This window comes from Stenotrophomonas sp. YJH_SMC_10 (assembly GCF_059371555.1).
Genome location: NZ_JCAFUS010000001.1, coordinates 353,291 through 372,900, shown reverse-complemented (window position 1 = coordinate 372,900; position 19,610 = coordinate 353,291). Strand labels below are relative to the sequence as shown.

20 protein-coding genes are annotated in these 19,610 nt (G+C 68.9%); 14 read left to right on the top strand and 6 right to left on the bottom strand.

Going from position 1 to position 19,610, the window contains the following annotated elements:
- Positions 1-42 precede the first annotated feature (42 nt).
- A complete protein-coding gene (locus AC5P9C_RS01725; RefSeq protein WP_164687830.1) occupies positions 43-831 on the bottom strand; it encodes an AraC family transcriptional regulator in 789 nt (262 codons plus the stop codon).
- 90 nt (positions 832-921) lie between these two features.
- Here AC5P9C_RS01725 and AC5P9C_RS01720 point away from each other — a divergent pair, with 90 nt between their 5' ends.
- Positions 922-2,052 carry an MFS transporter gene (locus tag AC5P9C_RS01720; RefSeq protein ID WP_495205063.1) on the top strand — a complete coding sequence of 377 codons (1,131 nt, stop codon included), beginning with the start codon at positions 922-924 and terminating at the stop codon, positions 2,050-2,052.
- Here the strand turns inward: AC5P9C_RS01720 and AC5P9C_RS01715 are convergent.
- The 3 genes from AC5P9C_RS01715 to AC5P9C_RS01705 form a co-directional block, all read right to left on the bottom strand.
- The gene (locus AC5P9C_RS01715) at positions 2,039-2,473 is read right to left on the bottom strand and encodes a hypothetical protein (protein ID WP_005417639.1); all 435 of its coding nucleotides are present in this window, start codon (positions 2,471-2,473) and stop codon (positions 2,039-2,041) included. The genes AC5P9C_RS01720 and AC5P9C_RS01715 overlap by 14 nt on opposite strands.
- 110 nt (positions 2,474-2,583) lie before the next feature.
- Positions 2,584-3,390: an amidohydrolase gene (locus AC5P9C_RS01710; RefSeq protein ID WP_182068050.1), complete on the bottom strand. Its 807-nt coding sequence runs from the start codon at positions 3,388-3,390 to the stop codon at positions 2,584-2,586.
- A gap of 14 nt (positions 3,391-3,404) precedes the next feature.
- Positions 3,405-4,553 (bottom strand): pyridoxal phosphate-dependent aminotransferase, encoded by a 1,149-nt coding sequence (locus tag AC5P9C_RS01705; RefSeq protein WP_049465014.1) that lies wholly within the window; start codon positions 4,551-4,553, stop codon positions 3,405-3,407.
- Here AC5P9C_RS01705 and ccmA point away from each other — a divergent pair.
- The 11 genes from ccmA (at position 4,507) to AC5P9C_RS01650 (ending at position 13,096) form a co-directional block, all read left to right on the top strand.
- Positions 4,507-5,361, top strand: a complete 855-nt coding sequence (ccmA, locus tag AC5P9C_RS01700; RefSeq protein WP_414615324.1) for a heme ABC exporter ATP-binding protein CcmA — start codon at positions 4,507-4,509, stop codon at positions 5,359-5,361. The genes AC5P9C_RS01705 and ccmA overlap by 47 nt on opposite strands.
- Positions 5,358-6,053 (top strand): heme exporter protein CcmB, encoded by a 696-nt coding sequence (ccmB, locus tag AC5P9C_RS01695; protein ID WP_312557638.1) that lies wholly within the window; start codon positions 5,358-5,360, stop codon positions 6,051-6,053. The genes ccmA and ccmB overlap by 4 nt, the downstream gene beginning before the upstream one ends.
- 43 nt (positions 6,054-6,096) lie before the next feature.
- Positions 6,097-6,867: a heme ABC transporter permease CcmC gene (gene ccmC, locus AC5P9C_RS01690; RefSeq protein ID WP_049465009.1), complete on the top strand. Its 771-nt coding sequence runs from the start codon at positions 6,097-6,099 to the stop codon at positions 6,865-6,867.
- Positions 6,864-7,052 (top strand): heme exporter protein CcmD, encoded by a 189-nt coding sequence (gene ccmD / locus AC5P9C_RS01685; protein ID WP_057493567.1) that lies wholly within the window; start codon positions 6,864-6,866, stop codon positions 7,050-7,052. The genes ccmC and ccmD overlap by 4 nt, the downstream gene beginning before the upstream one ends.
- Positions 7,049-7,510 (top strand): cytochrome c maturation protein CcmE, encoded by a 462-nt coding sequence (ccmE, locus tag AC5P9C_RS01680; protein WP_014647764.1) that lies wholly within the window; start codon positions 7,049-7,051, stop codon positions 7,508-7,510. Before ccmD ends, ccmE begins: the two co-directional genes overlap by 4 nt.
- Positions 7,511-9,430, top strand: a complete 1,920-nt coding sequence (locus tag AC5P9C_RS01675) for a heme lyase CcmF/NrfE family subunit (RefSeq protein ID WP_495205062.1) — start codon at positions 7,511-7,513, stop codon at positions 9,428-9,430.
- Positions 9,431-9,438: 8 nt separating this feature from the next.
- Positions 9,439-10,056 (top strand): DsbE family thiol:disulfide interchange protein, encoded by a 618-nt coding sequence (locus AC5P9C_RS01670; RefSeq protein WP_049465004.1) that lies wholly within the window; start codon positions 9,439-9,441, stop codon positions 10,054-10,056.
- A 4-nt stretch (positions 10,057-10,060) separates the two neighbouring features.
- Positions 10,061-10,510 carry a cytochrome c-type biogenesis protein gene (locus AC5P9C_RS01665; protein WP_343541211.1) on the top strand — a complete coding sequence of 150 codons (450 nt, stop codon included), beginning with the start codon at positions 10,061-10,063 and terminating at the stop codon, positions 10,508-10,510.
- Entirely contained in the window at positions 10,504-11,490 is a 987-nt protein-coding gene (locus AC5P9C_RS01660) for a tetratricopeptide repeat protein (protein ID WP_495205061.1), read from the top strand. Before AC5P9C_RS01665 ends, AC5P9C_RS01660 begins: the two co-directional genes overlap by 7 nt.
- A gap of 148 nt (positions 11,491-11,638) precedes the next feature.
- Positions 11,639-12,751 (top strand): homoserine O-acetyltransferase MetX, encoded by a 1,113-nt coding sequence (gene metX / locus AC5P9C_RS01655; RefSeq protein ID WP_049464998.1) that lies wholly within the window; start codon positions 11,639-11,641, stop codon positions 12,749-12,751.
- Positions 12,752-13,096 (top strand): DUF1294 domain-containing protein, encoded by a 345-nt coding sequence (locus AC5P9C_RS01650; protein WP_049464997.1) that lies wholly within the window; start codon positions 12,752-12,754, stop codon positions 13,094-13,096.
- A gap of 91 nt (positions 13,097-13,187) precedes the next feature.
- Here the strand turns inward: AC5P9C_RS01650 and cydC are convergent, their stop codons facing one another.
- Positions 13,188-14,861: a thiol reductant ABC exporter subunit CydC gene (cydC, locus tag AC5P9C_RS01645; protein WP_064238887.1), complete on the bottom strand. Its 1,674-nt coding sequence runs from the start codon at positions 14,859-14,861 to the stop codon at positions 13,188-13,190.
- Positions 14,858-16,603, bottom strand: coding sequence for a thiol reductant ABC exporter subunit CydD (gene cydD, locus AC5P9C_RS01640; RefSeq protein ID WP_414615323.1), 1,746 nt, complete (start codon positions 16,601-16,603; stop codon positions 14,858-14,860). Before cydD ends, cydC begins: the two co-directional genes overlap by 4 nt.
- Before the next feature lie 228 nt (positions 16,604-16,831).
- Here cydD and AC5P9C_RS01635 point away from each other — a divergent pair, with 228 nt between their 5' ends.
- Both AC5P9C_RS01635 and cydB read left to right on the top strand, forming a co-directional pair.
- Positions 16,832-18,421 carry a cytochrome ubiquinol oxidase subunit I gene (locus AC5P9C_RS01635; protein WP_049464990.1) on the top strand — a complete coding sequence of 530 codons (1,590 nt, stop codon included), beginning with the start codon at positions 16,832-16,834 and terminating at the stop codon, positions 18,419-18,421.
- A 15-nt stretch (positions 18,422-18,436) separates the two neighbouring features.
- Positions 18,437-19,588 (top strand): cytochrome d ubiquinol oxidase subunit II, encoded by a 1,152-nt coding sequence (cydB, locus tag AC5P9C_RS01630; RefSeq protein ID WP_049464989.1) that lies wholly within the window; start codon positions 18,437-18,439, stop codon positions 19,586-19,588.
- Positions 19,589-19,610 lie beyond the last annotated feature (22 nt).

Here is a 19,610-nt window from a genome sequence, read left to right as displayed (position 1 = left end):
GTCGCTTTCGCCACGCTGGCGTGCCGGAGCGGCAAAAGCGACTTAATCCCCTCCGTCCCCTTTTGCGTGGCGCTGGAAGGCGGCGGGCGTGGTGCCGGTCATGCTGCGGAAAAAGGCGATGAACGGGCTCTCGGCGGAGAAGCCGGTGTCCTGTGCAACGTGGCCGATGCGATGGCCAAGCAGGAGCAGCTCCATGGCGCGCATCAGCCGCCATTGCTGGCGCCAGGCCTGGTAGCCCATGCCGGTGTCGCGCTGCATCAGACGAGCCACGGTGCGTACGCTCAGGCCCGAGCGCGCGGCCAGCTCACCCAGTTCAGGCGGCAGCTGCTCGGCCGGCGGCAGGCAGCGCGCGATGCGTGGATCGCGTGGCAGCGGCAGGTCCATCGGCGCCACCGGCGCCGCGGCGATCTCCAGCACGCACAACGCCAGTTGATGGTGCGCGCGCGGCGCCTGCCAGTCATGGTCGAACGGCGCCTGCGCGATCGGTTCCAGCAATGCCTGCAGCAGGGGGCCGACGCCGATGATCGCCGGCTGCTGCGGCAGACGTGCCGACAACGTGGCATCGAAATACAGCGAGCGGTAGTCCACGGCCTGGCGCATCTGTGCGCGATGGCGCAGGCCGCCGGGAATCCATGCCGCGCGCGACGGCGGCAGCAGGCTGATGCGGTCACCGAAGGTCAGCCGCGTGCAGCCCTGCCGGGTGTACAGCAATTGCGCACGCGCATGCTGGTGCCAGCCCGAATCATGATCGGCCAGCGACGATGCGATGCCGAGCACCGGCGCGCCCCATGCATCGGCATCGAAATGCGCATCCGGTGGTAGCCACGCCATGTCTGATTTCATCCATTTCCTGACAGGATCGACAGAGTGCGCCACGAAGTCCCGCACCACAATGCGCGGCCCTTTCTGCGGAGCACCCGCATGTCGCGTCGCCTGTTGTTGCTCACCATCGCGCTGCTGATGTTTCCGCAGTTGGCACAGACGCTGTACAGCCCGGCCCTGGCAGATCTCGCGGGGCGGTTCGCATTGCCCGCGGGTGCTGCCAGCCAGGCGATGAGCCTGTACCTGCTCGGTTTCGCCGCCGGTGTCCTGCTATGGGGGCGGCTGGCCGACCATATCGGTCGTCGCCCTGCCCTGCTCTGCGGCCTGGCCGTGTTCGCCCTGGCGGCCTGCGGCGGCCTGCTGGCCAGCACGTTCGGCCAGGTCCTGCTGGCCCAGGCAGTGGCGGCACTGGGTGCGGCGGCGGCCTCGGTGGTAACCCAGACCGTGCTGCGCGACCACCTGAAGGGTCCGGCGCTGGCGCAAGCGTTCTCGTGGATCGGCATGGCTCTGGCCTTGGGCCCGGCAATCGGGCTGGCACTGGGTGTGCTGCTGGTGGGCAGCCATGGCTATGCCGGCGTGCAGGCCGGCCTGCTGCTGATGGTCAGCCTGCTGATGCTCGGATGCGCAACGGGCCTGCGCGAGAGCCGCCCTGCGGAAGTCGCGCACACGCCCCTGCTGCCACTGTTGTGGCAACTGCTGCGTGATCGCTGGATCTGGTCACAGGCGCTGCTGGTGATGGCGTTCAACGTGGCCATGTACAGCTGGTACGCGCTGGGCCCGTTCGTGTTCCAGCGCCTGCACTGGCCGCTGGCCTGGTTTGGTGCCAGCGGCGCGCTGCTGGCACTGGGCTCGGCACTGGGTGCCTGGGGCAATGGCCGCCTGCTGCGCGCCGGCGTTGCCTGTGCCACGCGCATCCGGCTCGCTGCAGGGTTGGTGCTGGCCGGTGGCCTGTCGGCTGCATTGCTGGGCCATCAACCGGCACTGGTCGCGGCGATGGTGCCGGTGGTGGCCGGGTTCGGCCTGGCCATCCCCAATGTGCTGGGCCAGGCCCTGCGCGGCTATCCGCACTGCCTGGGCAGCGCCGGCGCCCTGTTCGGCCTGCTCTACTACCTGCTGATCGGCGTAGCGATGGCCGTGGTCGGTGCACTGCAACTGCTGGCACCGACCCTCATCCTGTGCGGCCTGCTGGCCCTGTGGCTGCAGCGGCCGGCACGGCTCAGCGCCGGCTGATGGTGAAGGCGGCGCCGTCCACGCCCAGGTCCCAGCCCTTGCCGGTGCCAGACAGGGCCAGCGAGATGTCGCCCTTGGTCATCACCTGCGCATTGCTGGATTTCACCGCGCCGGCATGCGCACCGACCGAGGCGTAGGTGCCCAGCAGCTCGTTGACGCTCACCGCGCCGGTGAAGCTGCCACGGCCATTGGTGATCTTCGACTTGCCCACGGTCAGGCCGCCGCCCTTCACTTCAATGCGCACCGGCAGGCTGGCGCCATTGCTGCAGCTGACGGTGCCGTTGCCCGACGCGGTCTTGTAGATCAACGACCAGCCGGACAGGTTGTAGCGCAGCTGGCAATCGAGGTTGCCGGCGGCGTGCGCGGCCGGGGCCAGCGTGGCAGCGGACAGGGCCAGCAGCAGGGCGAAGGGCTTGTTCATGGCGGGACTTCCAGTTCGATCGACTGCCGGCGAATCTAGCAGCGCGCACGTGCACGTTGGATGCAGGCGCGCGCGCTGCGTGGCAGGCATTCAGCCGCCGTCGTGCTGTGTCAGGCCTGCTCATCCAGGTGGAAGGCATCGGCATCGAGCATCGCCGGGAAACGCGCGCGGTGGGCGGCCAGCGCCTCAGCCGAGATGGTGGTGGTGACCACCTGTTCGCGCTCGCGGATCTCCACCTGCGGCTGGCCGAGGAAGTCGATCACCGCGCTGTCGCCGGCGTAGTGCAGCTGGTTGCCGTCCACGCCGACGCGGTTCACCGCCGCCACGAAGCACAGGTTCTCGATCGCGCGCGCGCGCAGCAGGGTCTTCCACGCATAGGCGCGCGCAGACGGCCAGTTTGCGACGAAGATCTGCAGGTCGAAATCCAGCTGCTGCGGGCGTTCGACGTTGTAGCGGTTGCGGCAGAACACCGGAAAGCGCAGGTCGTAGCAGACCTGCGGATTGATCCGCCACCCCTTCCACTCCACGCTCAGGCGTTCGCGGCCAGCAGCATAGCGCTCATGCTCGCCGCCGTAGCGGAACAGGTGGCGCTTGTCGTAGTACTGCAGCTCGCCCTCGGGCGTGGCAAACAGCAGGCGGTTGTACACGCCCTCGCCGTCGCGCAGCTGCACGCTGCCGACCACCGCCGCGTCCAGGGCCCGGGCCTGTTCGCGCACCCAGGCCACGGTCGGGCCATCCATGCCTTCGGCCTGCGCGATGGCATCATTGGAGAAGCCACTGGTGAAGGTCTCCGGCAGGATCACCAGGTCGGTGGTGCCGGCCAGCGGTGCGAGCAGCGCGCCGTAGTAGGCGCGGTTGCCGGCCGGATCGTGCCAGCGGGTGTCACCCTGGACGAGGGAAATGCGCAGGTCATTCATGTCCACGCCTCCGCTCACAGCAGCCGCAGGCGTTCGATCGCCGCGTCCATGGTCGCTTCGTTCTTGGCAAAGCACAGGCGCACCAGGCGCTGGCCGGCCGGCGGAGTCTCGTAGAACGGCGACAGCGGAATGGCGGTGACGCCCTTCTCGATGGTCAACCACTTCACGAACTCATGGTCGGGCAGGTCGCTGATGGCCGAGTAGTCCACCAGTTGGAAGTAGCCACCCGGCACCGGCAGCGCCTTCAGGCGCGTACCGGCCAGCTGCTCGCGGAAACGGTCGCGCTTGGCCTGGTAGAACGCGCCCAGTTCCAGGTGGTGTTCGGGTTCGTCGCGGATCATCGCGGCGAAGCCGTACTGGGCCGGGCCGAAGCTGGTGAACGTGTTGTACTGGTGCACCTTGCGGAATTCAGCGGTCAGCAACGGCGGCGCCACGGCGTAGCCGATCTTCCAGCCAGTGCAGTGGTAGGTCTTGCCGAAGCTGGAGATGACGAAGGTGCGCTCGCGCAGTTCCGGATAGCGCAGCGCCGACTCATGGCGGCGACCGTCGTAGATGATGTGCTCGTACACCTCATCGGAGATCAGGTAGATCTGCGTGCCGCGCAGCAGCGCGGCCAGCGCCTGCATGTCAGCCTCGTCCAGCATCGCACCGGACGGGTTGTGCGGGGTATTGACCATCAGCATGCGGGTGCGCGGGGTGATCGCCGCGCGCACGCGGTCCCAGTCCACGGCGAAGGTCTGCGGGTCCAGCGGCACGTGCACGGCGGTGGCCCCGGCCAGCTCGATCGCCGGCTCGTAGCAGTCATAGGCCGGATCGAGCACGATGACTTCCTCACCGGCACGCACCACGGCGTGGATGGCATTGAAGATAGCCTCGGTGGCGCCGCTGGTGACGGTGATTTCGGTGTCCGGGTCGATGGTGGCGCCGTACAGGTCCAGCGACTTCTGCGCGATGGCCTGGCGCAGCGGCGCGACGCCGGTCATCGGCGGATACTGGTTGAGGCCGGCCGCCATCGCCTTGGCGGTCTCGTCGATCAGGCGCTGCGGCGCGGAAAAGTCCGGGAAACCCTGGCCCAGGTTGACCGCGCCGTGTTCGGCGGCGAGCTGGGACATCACGGTGAAGATCGTGGTACCGACCTTGGGCAGCTTGGTGGTGGGTTGCATCGGCCTGGGCTGTGGGGGAACAGACCTGCGAGTTTACGCAATCCGCGCGCCGGTAGTGCCGGCCGCCGGCCGGCAACCTCGGCTGGCAGGTGGCGAAATTGCCGGCCAGCGGCCGGCACTACCCGCGGCATTCACCGCTACAATTGCCGCCGCACTCCGGCATGAAGACCCCTGCCCCTTGAACACCCCTGCATTGCTGGCCGCCAGCGGCCTGAGCTTCTCCCGCAATGACGAGCCGGTGTTCGGCCCGCTGGAGTTCCATGTGGACGCCGGCGAGGCCCTGCTGGTGCAGGGCGGCAATGGCGCCGGCAAGACCACCCTGCTGCGCGTGCTGGCCGGCCTGGCCCGGCCCGGTGCCGGCCAGGTACGGATCGACGGCAAGCCGGCCAGCAATGCCGAGCGTGCGCGCTACGTGGCCTACCTCAGCCATCTGCCCGCGCTGAAGCCGGACCTCGGTACGCTGGAGAACCTGCACTTCCTGTGCGGCCTGCATGGCCGGCGTGCCCGGCAGATGCCCGGCAACGCACTGGCGATCGTCGGCCTGGCGGGCTACGAGGACACCCTGGTGCGGCACCTGTCGGCCGGGCAGAAGCGGCGGCTGGCACTGGCGCGCATCTGGCTGTCGCCAGCGCCGCTGTGGCTGCTCGACGAGCCCTATGCCAACCTCGACCTGGAGGGCATCACCCTGGTCAACCGGATGATTTCGGCGCACCTGCGCGCCGGTGGCGCTGCGCTGGTCACCACCCACGGCGCCTATGCCGCACCGCCGGTGCGCACCCGCCAGCTCGACCTCGGCGGTGCCGCATGATCGCGCCGGGCACCGAACCGGGCCTGTGGCAGACCGCAACCGCCCTGCTCAAGCGCGACCTGCGCCTGCTCTGGCGCCGCCGCGGCGACGCGCTGCAACCGCTGCTGTTCGCGGTGCTGGTAGTGGTGCTGTTCGCCCTGGCCCAGGGCCGCGAACCACAGCTGCTGGCCGCCACCGCCGGTGCAGTGCTGTGGCTGGCCGTGTTGCTGGCCGGACAGCTGTCGCTGGATTCGCTGTTCCGTTCCGACGCCGAAGACGGCTCGCTGGAACAATGGCTGCTGGCGCCGGTGCCGCTGGCCTGGCTGGTGCTGGTGCGCGTGCTGCTGCATTGGGCCACCACCGCGCTGCCGCTGATCGTGGTCAGCCCGCTGCTGGCCGAAATGCTGCATCTGCCGCATGACCAGCTGCCGATGTTGCTGGCATCGTTGCTGCTGGGAACGCCGTTGCTGAGCCTGATCGGGGGCGTGGTCGCCGCGCTGACCGTCGGCATCCGACGCTCTGGTATTCTCGTGGCGCTGCTGTCGTTGCCGTTGTACGTGCCGGTGCTGGTGTTCGGCGCGGGCAGCCTGGCGGCAGCCGGGCGCGGGCAGGATCCGGTCGGTGCGCTGCTGATGCTGGGCGCTGGCCTGCTGGTCGCGCTGGTGCTGGCGCCGCTGGCCACTGCCGCTGCAATACGCATTTCTCTGAGTTGACCGAGCTGAGAGCCAATCCACCCCTGCTGGATAGCCGCCACGCATGAATCCGATTGTCCGCTGGTTCCACCAACTCGGTTCGCCTCCCACGTTCGATCGTTTCGCTGCCCGCTGGTCGCGGGTGTTCTACCTGGTTGCGGTACCGGTGCTGCTGGTCGGCATGTGGCAGGCGCTGCTGGTGGTGCCACCGGAAGCCAAGCAGCTGGACAGCTTCCGCATCCTCTACATCCACGTGCCCAGCGCCTGGATGAGCCTGTTCGTGTTCGCGCTGATGGCGCTGTATGCGGCCATCGCGCTGATCTGGCGGATCAAGGTCTGCGAGATCCTGGCCATGGCCTGCGCGCCGATGGGCGCCGGCTTCACCCTGATCACCCTGTTGACCGGCAGCATCTGGGGCAAGGGCACCTGGGGCACCTGGTGGGACTGGGACCCGCGCATGACCAGCGAGCTGGTGCTGCTGTTCCTGTACCTGGGCGTGATCGGCCTGTACCACGCCATCGAGGACCGCCGCAGCGCCGCGCGCGCGGCCGGCCTGCTGGCCATCGTCGGTGTCAGCCTGCTGCCGGTGATCCGCTACTCGGTGGACTGGTGGGGCGGCCTGCACCAGCGCCAGTCGATCAGCGTGTTCGGTGAATCGGCCATCAGCAGCGCGATGATCGCGCCGCTGTGGTGGATGGTGATCGGCACCAAGTTCTGGTTCGCCGGTTCGGTGCTGGCCAAGGCCCGCGCCGACAATCTCGACCGCGAGGCCGGCAAGGCCTGGGTCGGTGGCCGCGTCGATGCCCAACGCCCGGCCGGGGAGGCACAGCCATGACCCACCTGCCCTATGTGATCGGCGCCTACGCCGTGTTCGTACTGGTGCTCGGCGCCGATGCCATCGGTTCGTGGCTGCGCCTGCGCGTTGCGCGCCGGCTGGCACTGGCCCGCCAGCAGCGCCAGCAGACCCGCGCCGGGAGGCCGGACGCAGCGACGCCGCTGTCGACGGAGCTGGAACGATGACCCCGGTACAGCGTCGCCGCCTGGTGTGGGTGCTGCTGGCCCTGCTCGCCTCCGGCCTGGCCACCGCACTGGTGGCGATGGCACTGGAGCGCAACATCGCCTACCTGTACACGCCTTCGGAGGTGCTGCGCGGCGATGTCGATGCACAGTCGCGCTTCCGCCTCGGTGGCATGGTGGTGAAAGGTTCCTTCAACCGACCGGTCGGCTCGCTGGAGGCACGCTTCGAGGTGACCGACGGCGACGCGCAGCTGGCAGTGACCACGTCGCGGATCCTGCCGGACATGTTCGCCGAAGGCACGGCGGTGGTCGCCAGCGGCCGCCTGCAGGACGGCACCTTCGTCGCCGACGAAGTGCTGGCCAAGCACGATGAGAAGTACGTGCCGAAGGAAGTGGCCGACAAGATGGGCGACGCCCATCGCAAGCACGACGTGCCGGTGACGGCACCCGAGGTGCGCTGAGTGCTGCCCGAACTGGGTCAGATCCTGCTGTTGTGCGCATTGCTGGCCTCGCTGCTGCAGGCCGGCCTGCCGCTGGCCGGTGCGCATCGCAACAATGCGGCCTGGATGGCGGTGGCACGGCCGGCCGCCGTCGCGCAGCTGCTGCTGCTCGCCGGCGCGTTCGCGGTACTGACCGCCGCGTTCGTGCAGCAGGATTTCTCGGTGCGCTACGTGGCCGAGAACTCCAATTCGCTGCTGCCGATGATGTACCGCTATTCGGCGGTCTGGGGCGCGCACGAAGGCTCGCTGCTGATGTGGGCGCTGGTGCTGGCGCTGTGGACCGGCGCGGTGGCGCTGTTCTCGCGCCATCTGCCCACGCCGGTGCTGGCGCGCGTGCTGGCGGTGATGGGCGTGGTCAGCGTCGGTTTCCTCGCCTTCCTGATCTTCACCTCCAATCCGTTCCTGCGCCTGAACCCGGCACCGCTGGAAGGCCGCGATCTCAACCCGCTGCTGCAGGACCCGGGGCTGATCATCCACCCGCCGATGCTGTACATCGGCTACGTGGGCTTCGCGGTGCCGTTTGCATTCGCGGTGGCGGCACTGCTGGAAGGCCGTGTCGACGCACGCTGGCTGCGCTGGACGCGGCCGTGGACGAACGTTGCGTGGGGCTTCCTGACCCTGGGCATCGCACTGGGCAGCTGGTGGGCCTACTACGAGCTGGGCTGGGGCGGCTGGTGGTTCTGGGATCCGGTGGAAAATGCCAGCTTCATGCCGTGGCTGGTCGGTGCGGCACTGATCCACTCACAGGCCGTCACCGAAAAGCGCGGCACTTTCGGCAGCTGGACCCTGCTGCTGGCGATCGCCACCTTCGCGCTGTCACTGCTGGGCACCTTCCTGGTGCGCTCGGGCGTGCTGACCAGCGTGCATTCGTTCGCCGCCGATCCGTCGCGCGGCCTGTTCATCCTGGTGTTCCTGTCGGTGCTGGTCGGCGGCAGCCTGTTGCTGTACGCGCTGCGTGCCAGCCAGCTGAGCGTGGATGCCGATGACCCACGCCGCGGCTTCACCGCTGCCTCGCGCGAGACCCTGCTGCTGGCCAACAACCTGCTGCTGGCCACCGCCTGCGCGATGGTGCTGCTCGGCACGCTGTACCCGCTGCTGGCCGACGCGCTGTCGCTGGGCAAGATCTCGGTCGGCCCGCCCTACTTCGGCAGCCTGTTCCTGCTGCTGATGGCGCCGATGATCCTGCTGCTGCCGTTCGGCCCGCTGGTGAAATGGCAGCGTGACCAGCCCTCGCGCGCCTTTGCGCTGCTGGCACCGTGGCTGGGCCTGGCACTGCTGCTGGGCGCGCTGGCCTGGTGGCGGGCGCCACAGAACGGCTGGAAGGCCGGCATCGGCGTGGCTGCAGCGGCCTGGGTTGCACTCGGCACCGCACGCTTCGTCTGGCAGCGACTGCGCGGCAATGGCCGCTTCACCGCCGAAATGCTCGGCATGATCGTCGCCCACGCCGGCATCGCCGTGTTCCTGGCTGGCGCGCTGCTGGTGGAGGCACTGAACGTGCAGCGCGAAGTTGCATTGGCACCGGGCCAGCAGCTGGTGGTCGGCCGCCACGAAGTCCGCTTCGAAGGCGTGGACCATCGCGAAGGCCCGAACTTCATCGCCGACCGTGGCCATCTGCGCGTCTACCGCGACGGCCGCGAGCTGGCCCTGCTGCACCCGGAGAAGCGCCAGTACGCCAGCGGCGGCCAGGTGATGACCGAGGCCGGCATCGATGCACGCTTCGACGGCGATGTCTACGTGGCATTGGGCGAGCCGCTGGGCAACAATGCATGGGCGGTCCGGGTCCACATCAAGCCGTTCGTGCGCTGGATCTGGCTGGGCGCGCTGTTGATGGCCCTGGGCGGATTCATCACCGCCGCCGACCGCCGTTTCCGTCGTCCGTAGGAGTTTCCATGTCCGAGTCCCCCGCCCCTCGCCCCTCCCGCCCGCTGCCGCCGGTAGCCATCGTGATCGGCGTGCTGTTCTTCTTCGGCCTGCTCGGGCTGATGATCTATGGGGTGATGAAATCGGGCGACCCGCAGCGCGACATACTGCCGTCGCCGCTGATCGACAAGCCGGCACCGGCGTTCGCGCTGCCGGTGCTGCACGATCCGGAGATGATCGTGCACAGCGACGACCTGCGCGGTGCGCCGTACCTGCTGAATGTGTGGGGCAGCTGGTGCGCGGCCTGCCGCGAGGAACACCCGGTGCTGACCCGCTTTGCCGAGAGCAAGCGCGTGCGCGTGATCGGCTACAACTGGAAGGATGATCCGAAGGACGCGCTGCACTGGCTGGAACAGCTCGGCAACCCGTTCATGGTCGTGCTCAGCGACGTGGAAGGCCGCACCGCGATCGACTGGGGCGTGACCGCCGCACCGGAAACCTTCCTGGTCGACGGCAGCGGCATCGTGCGCTGGAAATACAGTGGTGCGATGACCCAGCGCGTGGTCGACGAGAAGCTGATCCCGGCACTGCAGAAGATCGAGAAAGCGCAGGGCAGTGCCGGCAACACCCTGCATACGGCGCCCTGAACCCATGCGCTGGCTGCTGGTGTTGCTGCTTCTGATGCTGCCGCTGGCCGCGCTGGCCCAGCAGCCACTGCACGACCCGCAGCCGCTGCAGTTCCGCGACGGCGCCGAAGAACACCGCTTCCACGACCTGGCCGCGCAGCTGCGCTGCGTGCAGTGCCAGAACCAGTCGCTGGCCGACTCCAACGCGCAGATCGCCCAGGACCTGCGCCGGGAGGTGCTGCAATTGATGCAGCAGGGCCACGACGACGCACAGATCAAGCAGTTCCTGGTCGCCCGCTATGGCGACTTCGTGCTCTATCAACCGCCCCTGCAGCCGGGTACCTGGATGCTGTGGGGCGGCCCCTTGCTGGTGCTCGGCGCCGGCGCGCTGGTGGTGCTGCGCATCGTCCGCCGCCGTGGCCGGGACGTCACGGCCGCACCGGCCGGCAGCACCGATGAAGGAGACGGATGGTGAGTGCCGGGCTACCGCTCGTGGCCGGTCTGGTGGCAGCGCTGACGGCCGCGCTGGTGCTGTGGCCACTGCGCGGCCAGGGTCGCCGTGGTTTCGCGCTGGGCGTACTCGCACTGGGCGTGGCCGGCGCCTGCCTGTACCTGCTGGTCGGTGACCCGCGTGCCGCGCAGGTGCCGCCGACGGCCTCGGTGGCGACGCTGCGCGATGGCGTGCAGGCCCTGCAGGATGCGCTGAAGGATGACCCGCAGCGGGCCGATGGCTGGGCCCTGCTGGGCCGTTCGCAGGCCGAACTCGGCAACGTGGCCGCCGCAGCGGATGCCTTCGCACGCGCCGCCGCACTCGCCCCGGAAGATCCCGGCGTGCTGGTGGAAGCCGCACAGGCGCGTGCGCAGGCCGATGCCGACAAGCAGTTCGATGACACCGCGATGGCCTGGCTGCAGCAGGCGCGTGCACAGGCACCCGATGCCGAACGTGCCAGCTGGCTGCTCGGCATCGCCCTGCGCCAGCGCGGAAAGAACGCCGAGGCCGCTGACGTGTGGAGCGACCTGCTGCCCCGGCTCGAACCGGGCGCCGCGCAGGCGTTGCAGGCGCAGATCGCCATCGCCCGCGAGGCCGCCGGCCAGGCGCCCGATACCGGCGCGGCGCCGCCGGCGCTGCTGCAGGTGCGCGTGCAGCTGCCTGCGCTGAAAAGCACTGAGTGGCCCGCCAGTACCCGGGTGTTCGTCATGGCCCGCGCCGTGGGTGGACCGCCGATGCCGGTGGCCGCACGCAAGCTGCCGCTGGCCGGTTTTCCGGACCCGGTCGGTCTGAGTGATGCCGACAGTCCGATGCCGACCGCGCCGCTGTCGGCCCATCGCGAAGTGGAAGTGCTGGCGCGCATCTCGCGCTCCGGCAGCGCCAACCGCAGCGAGGGCGACCTGCAGAGCGTGCCGGTGAAGGTGAGCCTGCCCCACGACGGTGTTGTAGAGCTGCGCTTCCCATAACGCGCCGCGGTAGTGCCGGCCGCTGGCCGGCAACCACGCAGGCGCATCAGGATTCATGAGGTTGCCGGCCAGCGGCCGGCACTACCTGCATCGCCGATGGAAACCAGCGTGTCGCCAGCTCCACATGCCGCCCCGCTAGAATGCCTGCATGACCGAATTCATCCCGCCCGGCACCCGCTTCCACGCCCTGCCCTCACCCTTTCCGTTCAAGCGCGGCGGCGCCCTGCACGGCGCACGCGTGGCCTACGAAACCTGGGGCACCCTGGCGGCCGACGCCAGCAATGCGATCCTGATCGTGACCGGTCTGTCGCCGGACGCGCATGCGGCGGCCAACGAGGCCAACCCCGCACCCGGCTGGTGGGAAGCGATGGTAGGCCCCGGCAAACCGATCGACACCCATCGCTGGTTCGTGGTGTGCGTGAATTCGCTGGGCAGCTGCAAGGGCTCGACCGGCCCCGCCTCGCTGGATCCGGCCAGCGGTGAGCCCTATCGCCTGGACTTCCCCGAGCTGTCGATCGAAGACGGCGCGCGCGCCGCCATCGAGGTGGTGCGGGCACTGGGCATCACGCAACTGGCGTGCGTGATCGGCAATTCGATGGGCGGCATGACCGCGCTGGCCATCCTGATGCTGCATCCGGGCATCGCGCGCAGCCACATCAACATTTCCGGCAGTGCGCAGGCGCTGCCATTCTCGATCGCGATCCGTTCGCTGCAGCGCGAGGCGATCCGCCTGGATCCACGCTGGAACGGCGGCCACTACGACGATGCCGAGTACCCGGAGTCCGGCATGCGCATGGCGCGCAAGCTGGGCGTGATCACCTACCGCTCGGCGCTGGAGTGGGATGGCCGCTTCGGCCGCGTGCGGCTGGATTCGGACCAGACCGATGATGATCCGTTCGGCCTGGAGTTCCAGGTGGAAAGCTACCTGGAAGGCCATGCACGACGCTTCGTGCGTTTCTTCGACCCCAACTGCTACCTGTACCTGAGCCGCTCGATGGACTGGTTCGACCTGGCCGAGTATGCCGACGGCGACGTGCTGGCCGGGCTGGCGAAGATCCGTGTGGAGAAGGCGCTGGCGATCGGCGCCAACACCGACATCCTGTTCCCGGTACAGCAGCAGCAACAGGTTGCCGATGGCCTGCGGGCCGGCGGTGCCGATGCGCACTTCATCGGCCTGGAATCGCCGCAGGGCCACGACGCCTTCCTCGTCGACTTCGAACGTTTCGGCCCGGCCGTGCGCGGCTTCCTCGACGCGCTGTAAGTGGCCTGGCGGCGCAACCTCGCGCTGGCCGCGTTCGGCGCGCTGGCCGCATTGATGGTCAGCGGTGTGCTGCCGCTGTGGCTGGGTGGCTGGTGCCTGTTGGCCAGTGCGGTGTCGTTCGGCCTGTATGGCCACGACAAGCGCGCCGCGCAGCGCAAGCAGTGGCGGATTCCCGAGCGCACCCTGCAGCTGCTGGCCTTTGCCGGCGGTTGGCCGGGGGCGCTGCTTGGCCAGGCGCTGTTCCGCCACAAGCACCGCAAGGCTGCGTTCCAGTGGGTGTTCTGGCTCTGCGTGCTGGCCAACGTGGCCTCGATCGCGGTGATGCTGCGCGAGCTGTCGCGGTAACCACCCGCTGCGGTAGTGCCGGCCGCTGGCCGGCAATTCCGTATCCGTATCAAGTGCCACGAGGTTGCCGGCCAGCGGCCGGCACGACCGTTCACGCTTCGCGCACCAGGACCCCATCACGCAACCTGTACTGCGCGTCGACCACGCCGTCGGGCAGATCGTCGTGGGTGATCATCAGCAGGCTGCGCCCGTCCAGCAGGCCGGAAAGGTCCTGCAGCAGCGCGCGCGCCGTATCCACGTCGAGGCCCTCGGTCGGTTCGTCCAGCAGCAGGATCGGCGCAGCGCGCAGCAGCGCGCGCGCCAGCGCCAGCCGCCGTGCCTGGCCGGCCGACATCGTCGCGCCGTTCTCGCCCACCCACGCCTGCAGGCCACCGTTGCGCTCGGCCCATTCCCCCAGGCGCACGCGGCGCAGCACTGCCCACAATGCGGCGTCACTGGCCTCGGGATCACCCAGCCGCAGGTTCTCGGCCACGCTGCCGGCAAACACCGGCGCGTTCTGTGGCAGCCACGCAAGCTGTCGGTGCCACTCGGCCTGGGCCACGTCGCGCAGGTCGCGGCCACCATAGGTGATTCGCCCGTGCTGCGGGTCCCACAGCCGCAGCAGCAGGCTGGACAGCGTGGTCTTGCCGCTGCCGCTGTCGCCGCGGATGGCGATGCGTTCCCCCGGTGCCAGGGTCAACTGCAGGCCGGACAACACCGGCCGCGCGGCACCCGGCCACTGGAAATGCACGTCATCCCAGTGCACGCGCGCCGCCTGCGGCACCGGCTGCGGTACCTGGGGATCCTCCACCGCCGGGGGCTGCCCGACGATGGCCTGCAGGCGATCAGCGGCGATGCGCCCGGACTGCAGCGACTGCCAGGCCAGGCCCATGCCGGCCCACAATTCAATCAGCGCCACCGTCAGGAACATGAGGCCCGCAGCCATCTCCGCTGCAATGCGCTGCTGTTCGGCTGCGTGCAGGGTCAGCGCCAGCATCGCCACCAGGCCCAGTCCGGCAACCAGGCCGTGCAGGGTCGAGGCCGCGATCAGGCGCCAGCGGCGGCGGCGATCACGCGAGGCCAGCTGCTTGGCCGCCACGCGCACCTTCAATTGCCACGCTGCATTGGCGTGCAGCGCGGCCAGGTCTCCGGCGCCTTCCAGCCCTTCAAAGGCCGCGGTCCGCAATGCGGCGCGATGCGCGGCGCGGTCGGCCTCTTCATCGTCACGCCCCCGCACGCCCAGCCATGGCACGCCGAAGGCGATCAGCACCGCCAGCACCGCCAGCAGCAGCGCCGCCGACGGCAGGATCAGCGCCGCCGATGCCACCGCGACCAGCGACAGCGCGGCCAATGCCAGCAGTGGCCCGATGGCACGCACCAGCAGGCCGTCCACTTCGCCGATGTCGCCCAGCAGCCGGGCCAGCAGCTCGCCGGTGCGGGTAGCACCCAGCCGCGCCGGTGCCAGTGGCAGCGCGCGGCGGAAGAACCACACGCGCAGATCGCGGGCGATGCGCAGCGTGGCATCGTGGCCGATCAGCTTTTCGAAGTAGCGCGACACGATGCGCGCCATGGTCAGGCCGCGGATGCCCGCCGACGGCGAGAAGAAATTGAAGCCCTGGCCGAGGCCGGCCGCACCGGCCAGCGCGGCCGCAGTGAGGAACCCACCGGACAGGCCCAGCAGAGCGGTGCCGGCCAGCATCGTGGTCCACAGCAGCAGGACGGTCAGCAGCAGGCGCGGGCGATGGCGCAGGAACACCGCGCGCAGCGTATCGGGTGAACGGCTCATGCGCGCACCGCCTGTGCTGGTTCCAGCAGACGCCCTTCCGGCAACAGCAGGCAGCGGTCGGCCCAGGCGATCACGGCCGGGCTGTGGGTGGCGACCACCACGCTGCGGCCACGCGCATAGGCCGCCAGGCTGCGCAGCAACGCGGCTTCGGTGTCGGCATCCAGGAACGCGGTGGGCTCGTCCAGCAGCAGCACCTGCGGGTCCCGCAGCAACAGCCGGGCCAGGCCGATACGGCGCGCCTCGCCACCGGACAGGCCGAAGCCGCGCTCGCCGACCACCGTGTCCAGCCCCTGCGGCAGGCGCTGGGCAAACTGCACTACCTGCGCGGCCTCGGCGACCGCGCGCAGGCGCGCCTCGCTGGCACCGGGATCGGCCAGGCGCAGGTTGTCGGCGATGCTGCCGTGGAACAGGTACGGCCGCTGGCTGGCATAGGCCACCTGTACGCCCGGCCGCACCTGCAGCTTGCCGGCACGGGGTGGCAACCACCCGGCCAGCGCCTCCAGCAACGTGCTCTTGCCGGAACCGCTGGGACCGACCAGCGCCAGGCGCTGGCCCGGTTCCAGCAGCACGTCCAGATCCTGCAGCACATCATGCGGCGCCCCCAGCGGGCGCAGCGCCAGGCCTTCCGCGCGCAGCGGCGGCAACGCGGCCTCGGCCGGCTCCACCGCGAGCGGCACAGCCTCGCTTTCGATCAGGCCCTGCTCGTCCGGCAGCGACTGCAGCAGGCGTTCCACTTCGGCGGCGGCGGCCAGTGCATTGGCGCGGTCGTGGTAGTGCGCGGCCAGCCGGCGCAGCGGCGCGTAGAACTCCGGCGCCAGCAACAGGCAGAACAGGCCCGCGCCCAGTGTCGGCACCACTGCGTGCAGCGACATCATGCCCAGGTAGCTCAGGCCCAGGTACAGCGCCACCATCGCCACGCTCACCGAGGCGAAGAACTCCAGCACCGTGGACGACAGGAAGGCGATGCGCAGCACCTTCAGGGTGCGCACGCGCACGCCTTCGGCGGCGGCCTCTACGCCGGCCAGTTCGGCGTCACCGCGACCATACAGGCGCAGCAGGCCCAGGCCTTTGATGCGATCGGCGAAATGGCCACTCATCCGCGCCAGCTCCCCCAACTGGGCGCGGCCAGCGGCTTCGGCGCCCCACCCCACCAGCATCATGAAGAACGGCACCAGCGGCGCGGTGAACAGCAGGATCAGCGCCACCACCCAGTCAACCCAGGCGACCGCGGCCAGGATCAGCAGCGGCACCACCACCACTTCGGTGCGCACCGGCAGGAACCCGCTGTAATAGCTCTCGATCGCATCACCGTGATGCAGCATCAGTTCGCCCAGTTCGCCGGTGCGGCGCTGGCGCAGCCACAGCGGGCCATGGCCGAGCAGGCGGGCGAACACGCGTTCACGCAGGGCCAGCCGTGCGGCATCGGCCACATCGCCGGCGGCCGCCTGGGTGGCGCTGCCCAGCAGCGTGCGCAGCACCAGGATCACCGCCAGCCCTGCCAGCACCGGCAGCCCCGAGGCCAGCGGCACGCGCTCCACCAGTACCTGCTGCACCAGCCAGGCGATGGCAGCCGCCTGGCCGATCAACAGGGCGCCGGACAGGCTGATGCACATCGCCGCCAGGCGCTGGCGGCCGCGCGCGGGCCGTGCCAGATCGGCCAGCCATGCACTGCGGGCGCGCCGCTGGCGGGTCGTTTCGGCGTCCTGGGACAGGCCGTCAGGGGTCGGTTCGGCGGCGCTCAAGGGGTCTTCACGGCAAACAGGGGAGACACGGCATTGTAGGCGCAGGCAACCGCCCACCCCTGCGGCCGGCGGTCGCAGTCTTCATCAGGTTGGCATACGATCAACCGGGGCACCTGTTCATACATTGATCTGGATCAAGGCTGTTTGAAGTAGTCGGTCACATCATTCACGTCGTAGACCACCCTTCCCGCCACCTGCAACGGCACTATCCAACGAGGTAGCCAGGCCATGATTGATCAGACAGTCGTAGAACTGTCGCGGCTGCAATTCGCGCTGACCGCGATGTACCACTTCCTATTCGTACCGCTCACCCTCGGCCTGTCCTTCATGGTGGCCATCATGGAGAGCGTGTACGTGATGACCGGCAAGGAGATCTGGCGCAGGATGACCCTGTTCTGGGGCGTCCTGTTCGGCATCAACTTCGCCATGGGCGTCGCCACCGGCATCGTCATGGAATTCCAGTTCGGCATGAACTGGTCGTACTACAGCCACTACGTGGGTGACATCTTCGGTGCGCCGCTGGCCATCGAAGGCCTGATGGCCTTCTTCCTGGAAGCCACCTTCGTCGGCCTGTTCTTCTTCGGCTGGAACCGCCTGACCAAGGTCAAGCACCTGATGGTGACCTGGCTGATGGCGCTGGGTACCAACCTGTCGGCGATCTGGATCCTGGTCGCCAACGGCTGGATGCAGAACCCGACCGGTGCGGTGTTCAACCCGGAAACCATGCGCATGGAAGTGGTCGACTTCATGGCGGTGGTGTTCAACCCGGTGGCGCAGGCCAAGTTCGTGCACACCGTCAGCGCCGGCTACGTGACCGGTGCGGTGTTCGTGATGGCGATCAGCGCCCTGTTCCTGTTGCGCAACAAGCACAAGGACCTGGCCCGTCGTTCGTTCGCGGTGGCCGCAGCGTTCGGACTGCTGTCGTCGCTGTCGGTGGTGGTGCTGGGTGACGAGAGCGGCTACGCCGCCAGCGAACACCAGAAGATGAAGCTGGCCGCGATCGAAGCGATGTGGGAGACCGAGCGTGCGCCGGCCGACTTCACCGCCTTCGGCATTCCCAACCAGACCACCCACCAGAACGATTACGCGGTGAAGATCCCCTACCTGATGGGCCTGATCGCCACCCGTTCGTTGAACCAGCCGATCCCGGGCATCCTGGAGCTTGTCGAGCGCGCCGAACACCGCGTGCGTGGTGGCCAGCTGGCCTACGGTGCGCTGGAACGCCTGCGTGCCAACAAGAACGACCTCGAAGCGCGCGAGATGTTCGACCGCCACTGGCAGGACCTGGGCCACGGCCTGCTGCTCAAGCGCTACCGCGATGACATCCTCAACGCCACCCCGCAGGAGATCTCGCAGGCGGCGATGGACACCGTGCCGCGCGTGATGCCGCTGTTCTGGACCTTCCGCGTGATGGCCGGCCTGGGCTTCTACCTGATCGCCTTCTTCGCGCTGGCGTTCTACTACTCGTGCCGCAACAACTTCCAGGACAAGCGCTGGTTCCTCAAGCTGGCCCTGTGGACGCTGCCGGCACCGTGGATCGCGATCGAGTGCGGCTGGTTCGTCGCCGAATACGGCCGCCAGCCGTGGGCGGTCGATGGCGTGCTGCCGACCTTCTATGCGGCATCGGGCCTGGCCCTGCATGAAATCGTGCTGACCCTGGCCGGCTTCACCGCGATCTACACCGCACTGATCGTGGTCGAGATCAAGCTGATGCTCAAGGCGATCCGCAAGGGTCCGGACGAACTGCTGCCGTCGCTGCAGTCGCCCCAGCCGCATGCTTCCCACAATGCCTCGGCGCCCGCCGCCGGCCAGGCCTGAGGCAGGAGAACCAAGATGGACTTCATTCTTCTGGACTACACCACGCTGCGCGTGATCTGGTGGCTGCTGCTCGGCATCCTGCTGATCGGTTTTGCCGTGATGGACGGCTTCGACCTGGGCGTGGGCACCCTGCTGCCCTTCGTCGCCCGCAACGATGCCGAACGCCGCCGGGTGATCAACACCATCGGCCCGGTCTGGGAAGGCAACCAGGTGTGGCTGATCCTGGGCGGCGGTGCGATCTTCGCCGCCTGGCCGCCGCTGTATGCGGTCAGCTTCTCGGGCTTCTACCTGGCGATGTTCGTGATCCTGTTCGCGCTGATCCTGCGCCCGGTCGGCTTCAAGTTCCGCAGCAAGATGCCGAGCGAGCGCTGGCGCAACACCTGGGACTGGGCGCTGTTCATCGGCGGCTTCATCCCGGCGCTGATCATGGGCGTGGCGGTGGGCAACGTGGTGCTGGGCGTGCCGTTCCACTTCGATGACAGCATGCGCATCTTCTACACCGGCTCGTTCTTCGGCCTGTTGATGCCCTTCGCGCTGCTGGCCGGCCTGCTCAGCGTGTCGATGCTGGTCGCCCACGGTGCCGCCATGCTGGTGCTGAAGACCGATGGCCCGGTGGCCGAGCGTGCCGCCCGCTTCGGCAGCATCGCGGCGATCATCGCCTTCGTGCTGTTCGCGGTGGGGGGCGCCTGGGTGGCCTTCGGCCTGCCGGGTTACCAGATCACCTCGCAGGTGGTTACCGATGGCGCCACCAATCCGTTGCTGAAGACCGCTGAACTCGGCGCCGCCGGTGGCTGGATGCGCAACTACAGCGCGATGCCGGCCACGATCCTGGCCCCGCTGCTCGGCCTGGCCGGCCTGCTGGCCAGTGCGGCGCTGCTGCGGGCCCGTCGCGGCGGACTGGCGTTCATCGCTTCGGGTGCGGCCATCGCCGGCATCATCCTGACCGTCGGTTTCGCCATCTTCCCGTTCCTGCTGCCGTCCTCGAGCCAGCCCACCTCCAGCCTGACCGTGTGGGATGCCTCGTCCAGCCACCTGACCCTCTGGATCATGCTGCTGGCCACGGCGGTGTTCCTGCCGATCATCCTCGCCTACACCACCTGGGTGTACCGCGTGCTGAAGGGCAAGACCACCACCGAAGAGATGGGCAACAACCCGAACGCCTACTGATTGCCGGTGTGCCGGCCGACCG

Bases quoted from the DNA above. Each gene is read 5' to 3' on its own strand.
- cydC (WP_064238887.1), bottom strand. From the start codon at position 14,861: ATGAGCCGTTCACCCGATACGCTGCGCGCGGTGTTCCTGCGCCATCGC.
- AC5P9C_RS01725 (WP_164687830.1), bottom strand. From the start codon at position 831: ATGGCGTGGCTACCACCGGATGCGCATTTCGATGCCGATGCATGGGGC.
- AC5P9C_RS01670 (WP_049465004.1), top strand. From the start codon at position 9,439: ATGTCCGAGTCCCCCGCCCCTCGCCCCTCCCGCCCGCTGCCGCCGGTA.
- AC5P9C_RS01635 (WP_049464990.1), top strand. From the start codon at position 16,832: ATGATTGATCAGACAGTCGTAGAACTGTCGCGGCTGCAATTCGCGCTG.
- AC5P9C_RS01705 (WP_049465014.1), bottom strand. From the start codon at position 4,553: ATGCAACCCACCACCAAGCTGCCCAAGGTCGGTACCACGATCTTCACC.
- ccmB (WP_312557638.1), top strand. From the start codon at position 5,358: ATGATCGCGCCGGGCACCGAACCGGGCCTGTGGCAGACCGCAACCGCC.
- AC5P9C_RS01715 (WP_005417639.1), bottom strand. From the start codon at position 2,473: ATGAACAAGCCCTTCGCCCTGCTGCTGGCCCTGTCCGCTGCCACGCTG.
- AC5P9C_RS01720 (WP_495205063.1), top strand. From the start codon at position 922: ATGTCGCGTCGCCTGTTGTTGCTCACCATCGCGCTGCTGATGTTTCCG.
- ccmC (WP_049465009.1), top strand. From the start codon at position 6,097: ATGAATCCGATTGTCCGCTGGTTCCACCAACTCGGTTCGCCTCCCACG.
- AC5P9C_RS01665 (WP_343541211.1), top strand. From the start codon at position 10,061: ATGCGCTGGCTGCTGGTGTTGCTGCTTCTGATGCTGCCGCTGGCCGCG.
- cydB (WP_049464989.1), top strand. From the start codon at position 18,437: ATGGACTTCATTCTTCTGGACTACACCACGCTGCGCGTGATCTGGTGG.
- metX (WP_049464998.1), top strand. From the start codon at position 11,639: ATGACCGAATTCATCCCGCCCGGCACCCGCTTCCACGCCCTGCCCTCA.
- ccmD (WP_057493567.1), top strand. From the start codon at position 6,864: ATGACCCACCTGCCCTATGTGATCGGCGCCTACGCCGTGTTCGTACTG.
- AC5P9C_RS01710 (WP_182068050.1), bottom strand. From the start codon at position 3,390: ATGAATGACCTGCGCATTTCCCTCGTCCAGGGTGACACCCGCTGGCAC.
- AC5P9C_RS01660 (WP_495205061.1), top strand. From the start codon at position 10,504: ATGGTGAGTGCCGGGCTACCGCTCGTGGCCGGTCTGGTGGCAGCGCTG.
- ccmE (WP_014647764.1), top strand. From the start codon at position 7,049: ATGACCCCGGTACAGCGTCGCCGCCTGGTGTGGGTGCTGCTGGCCCTG.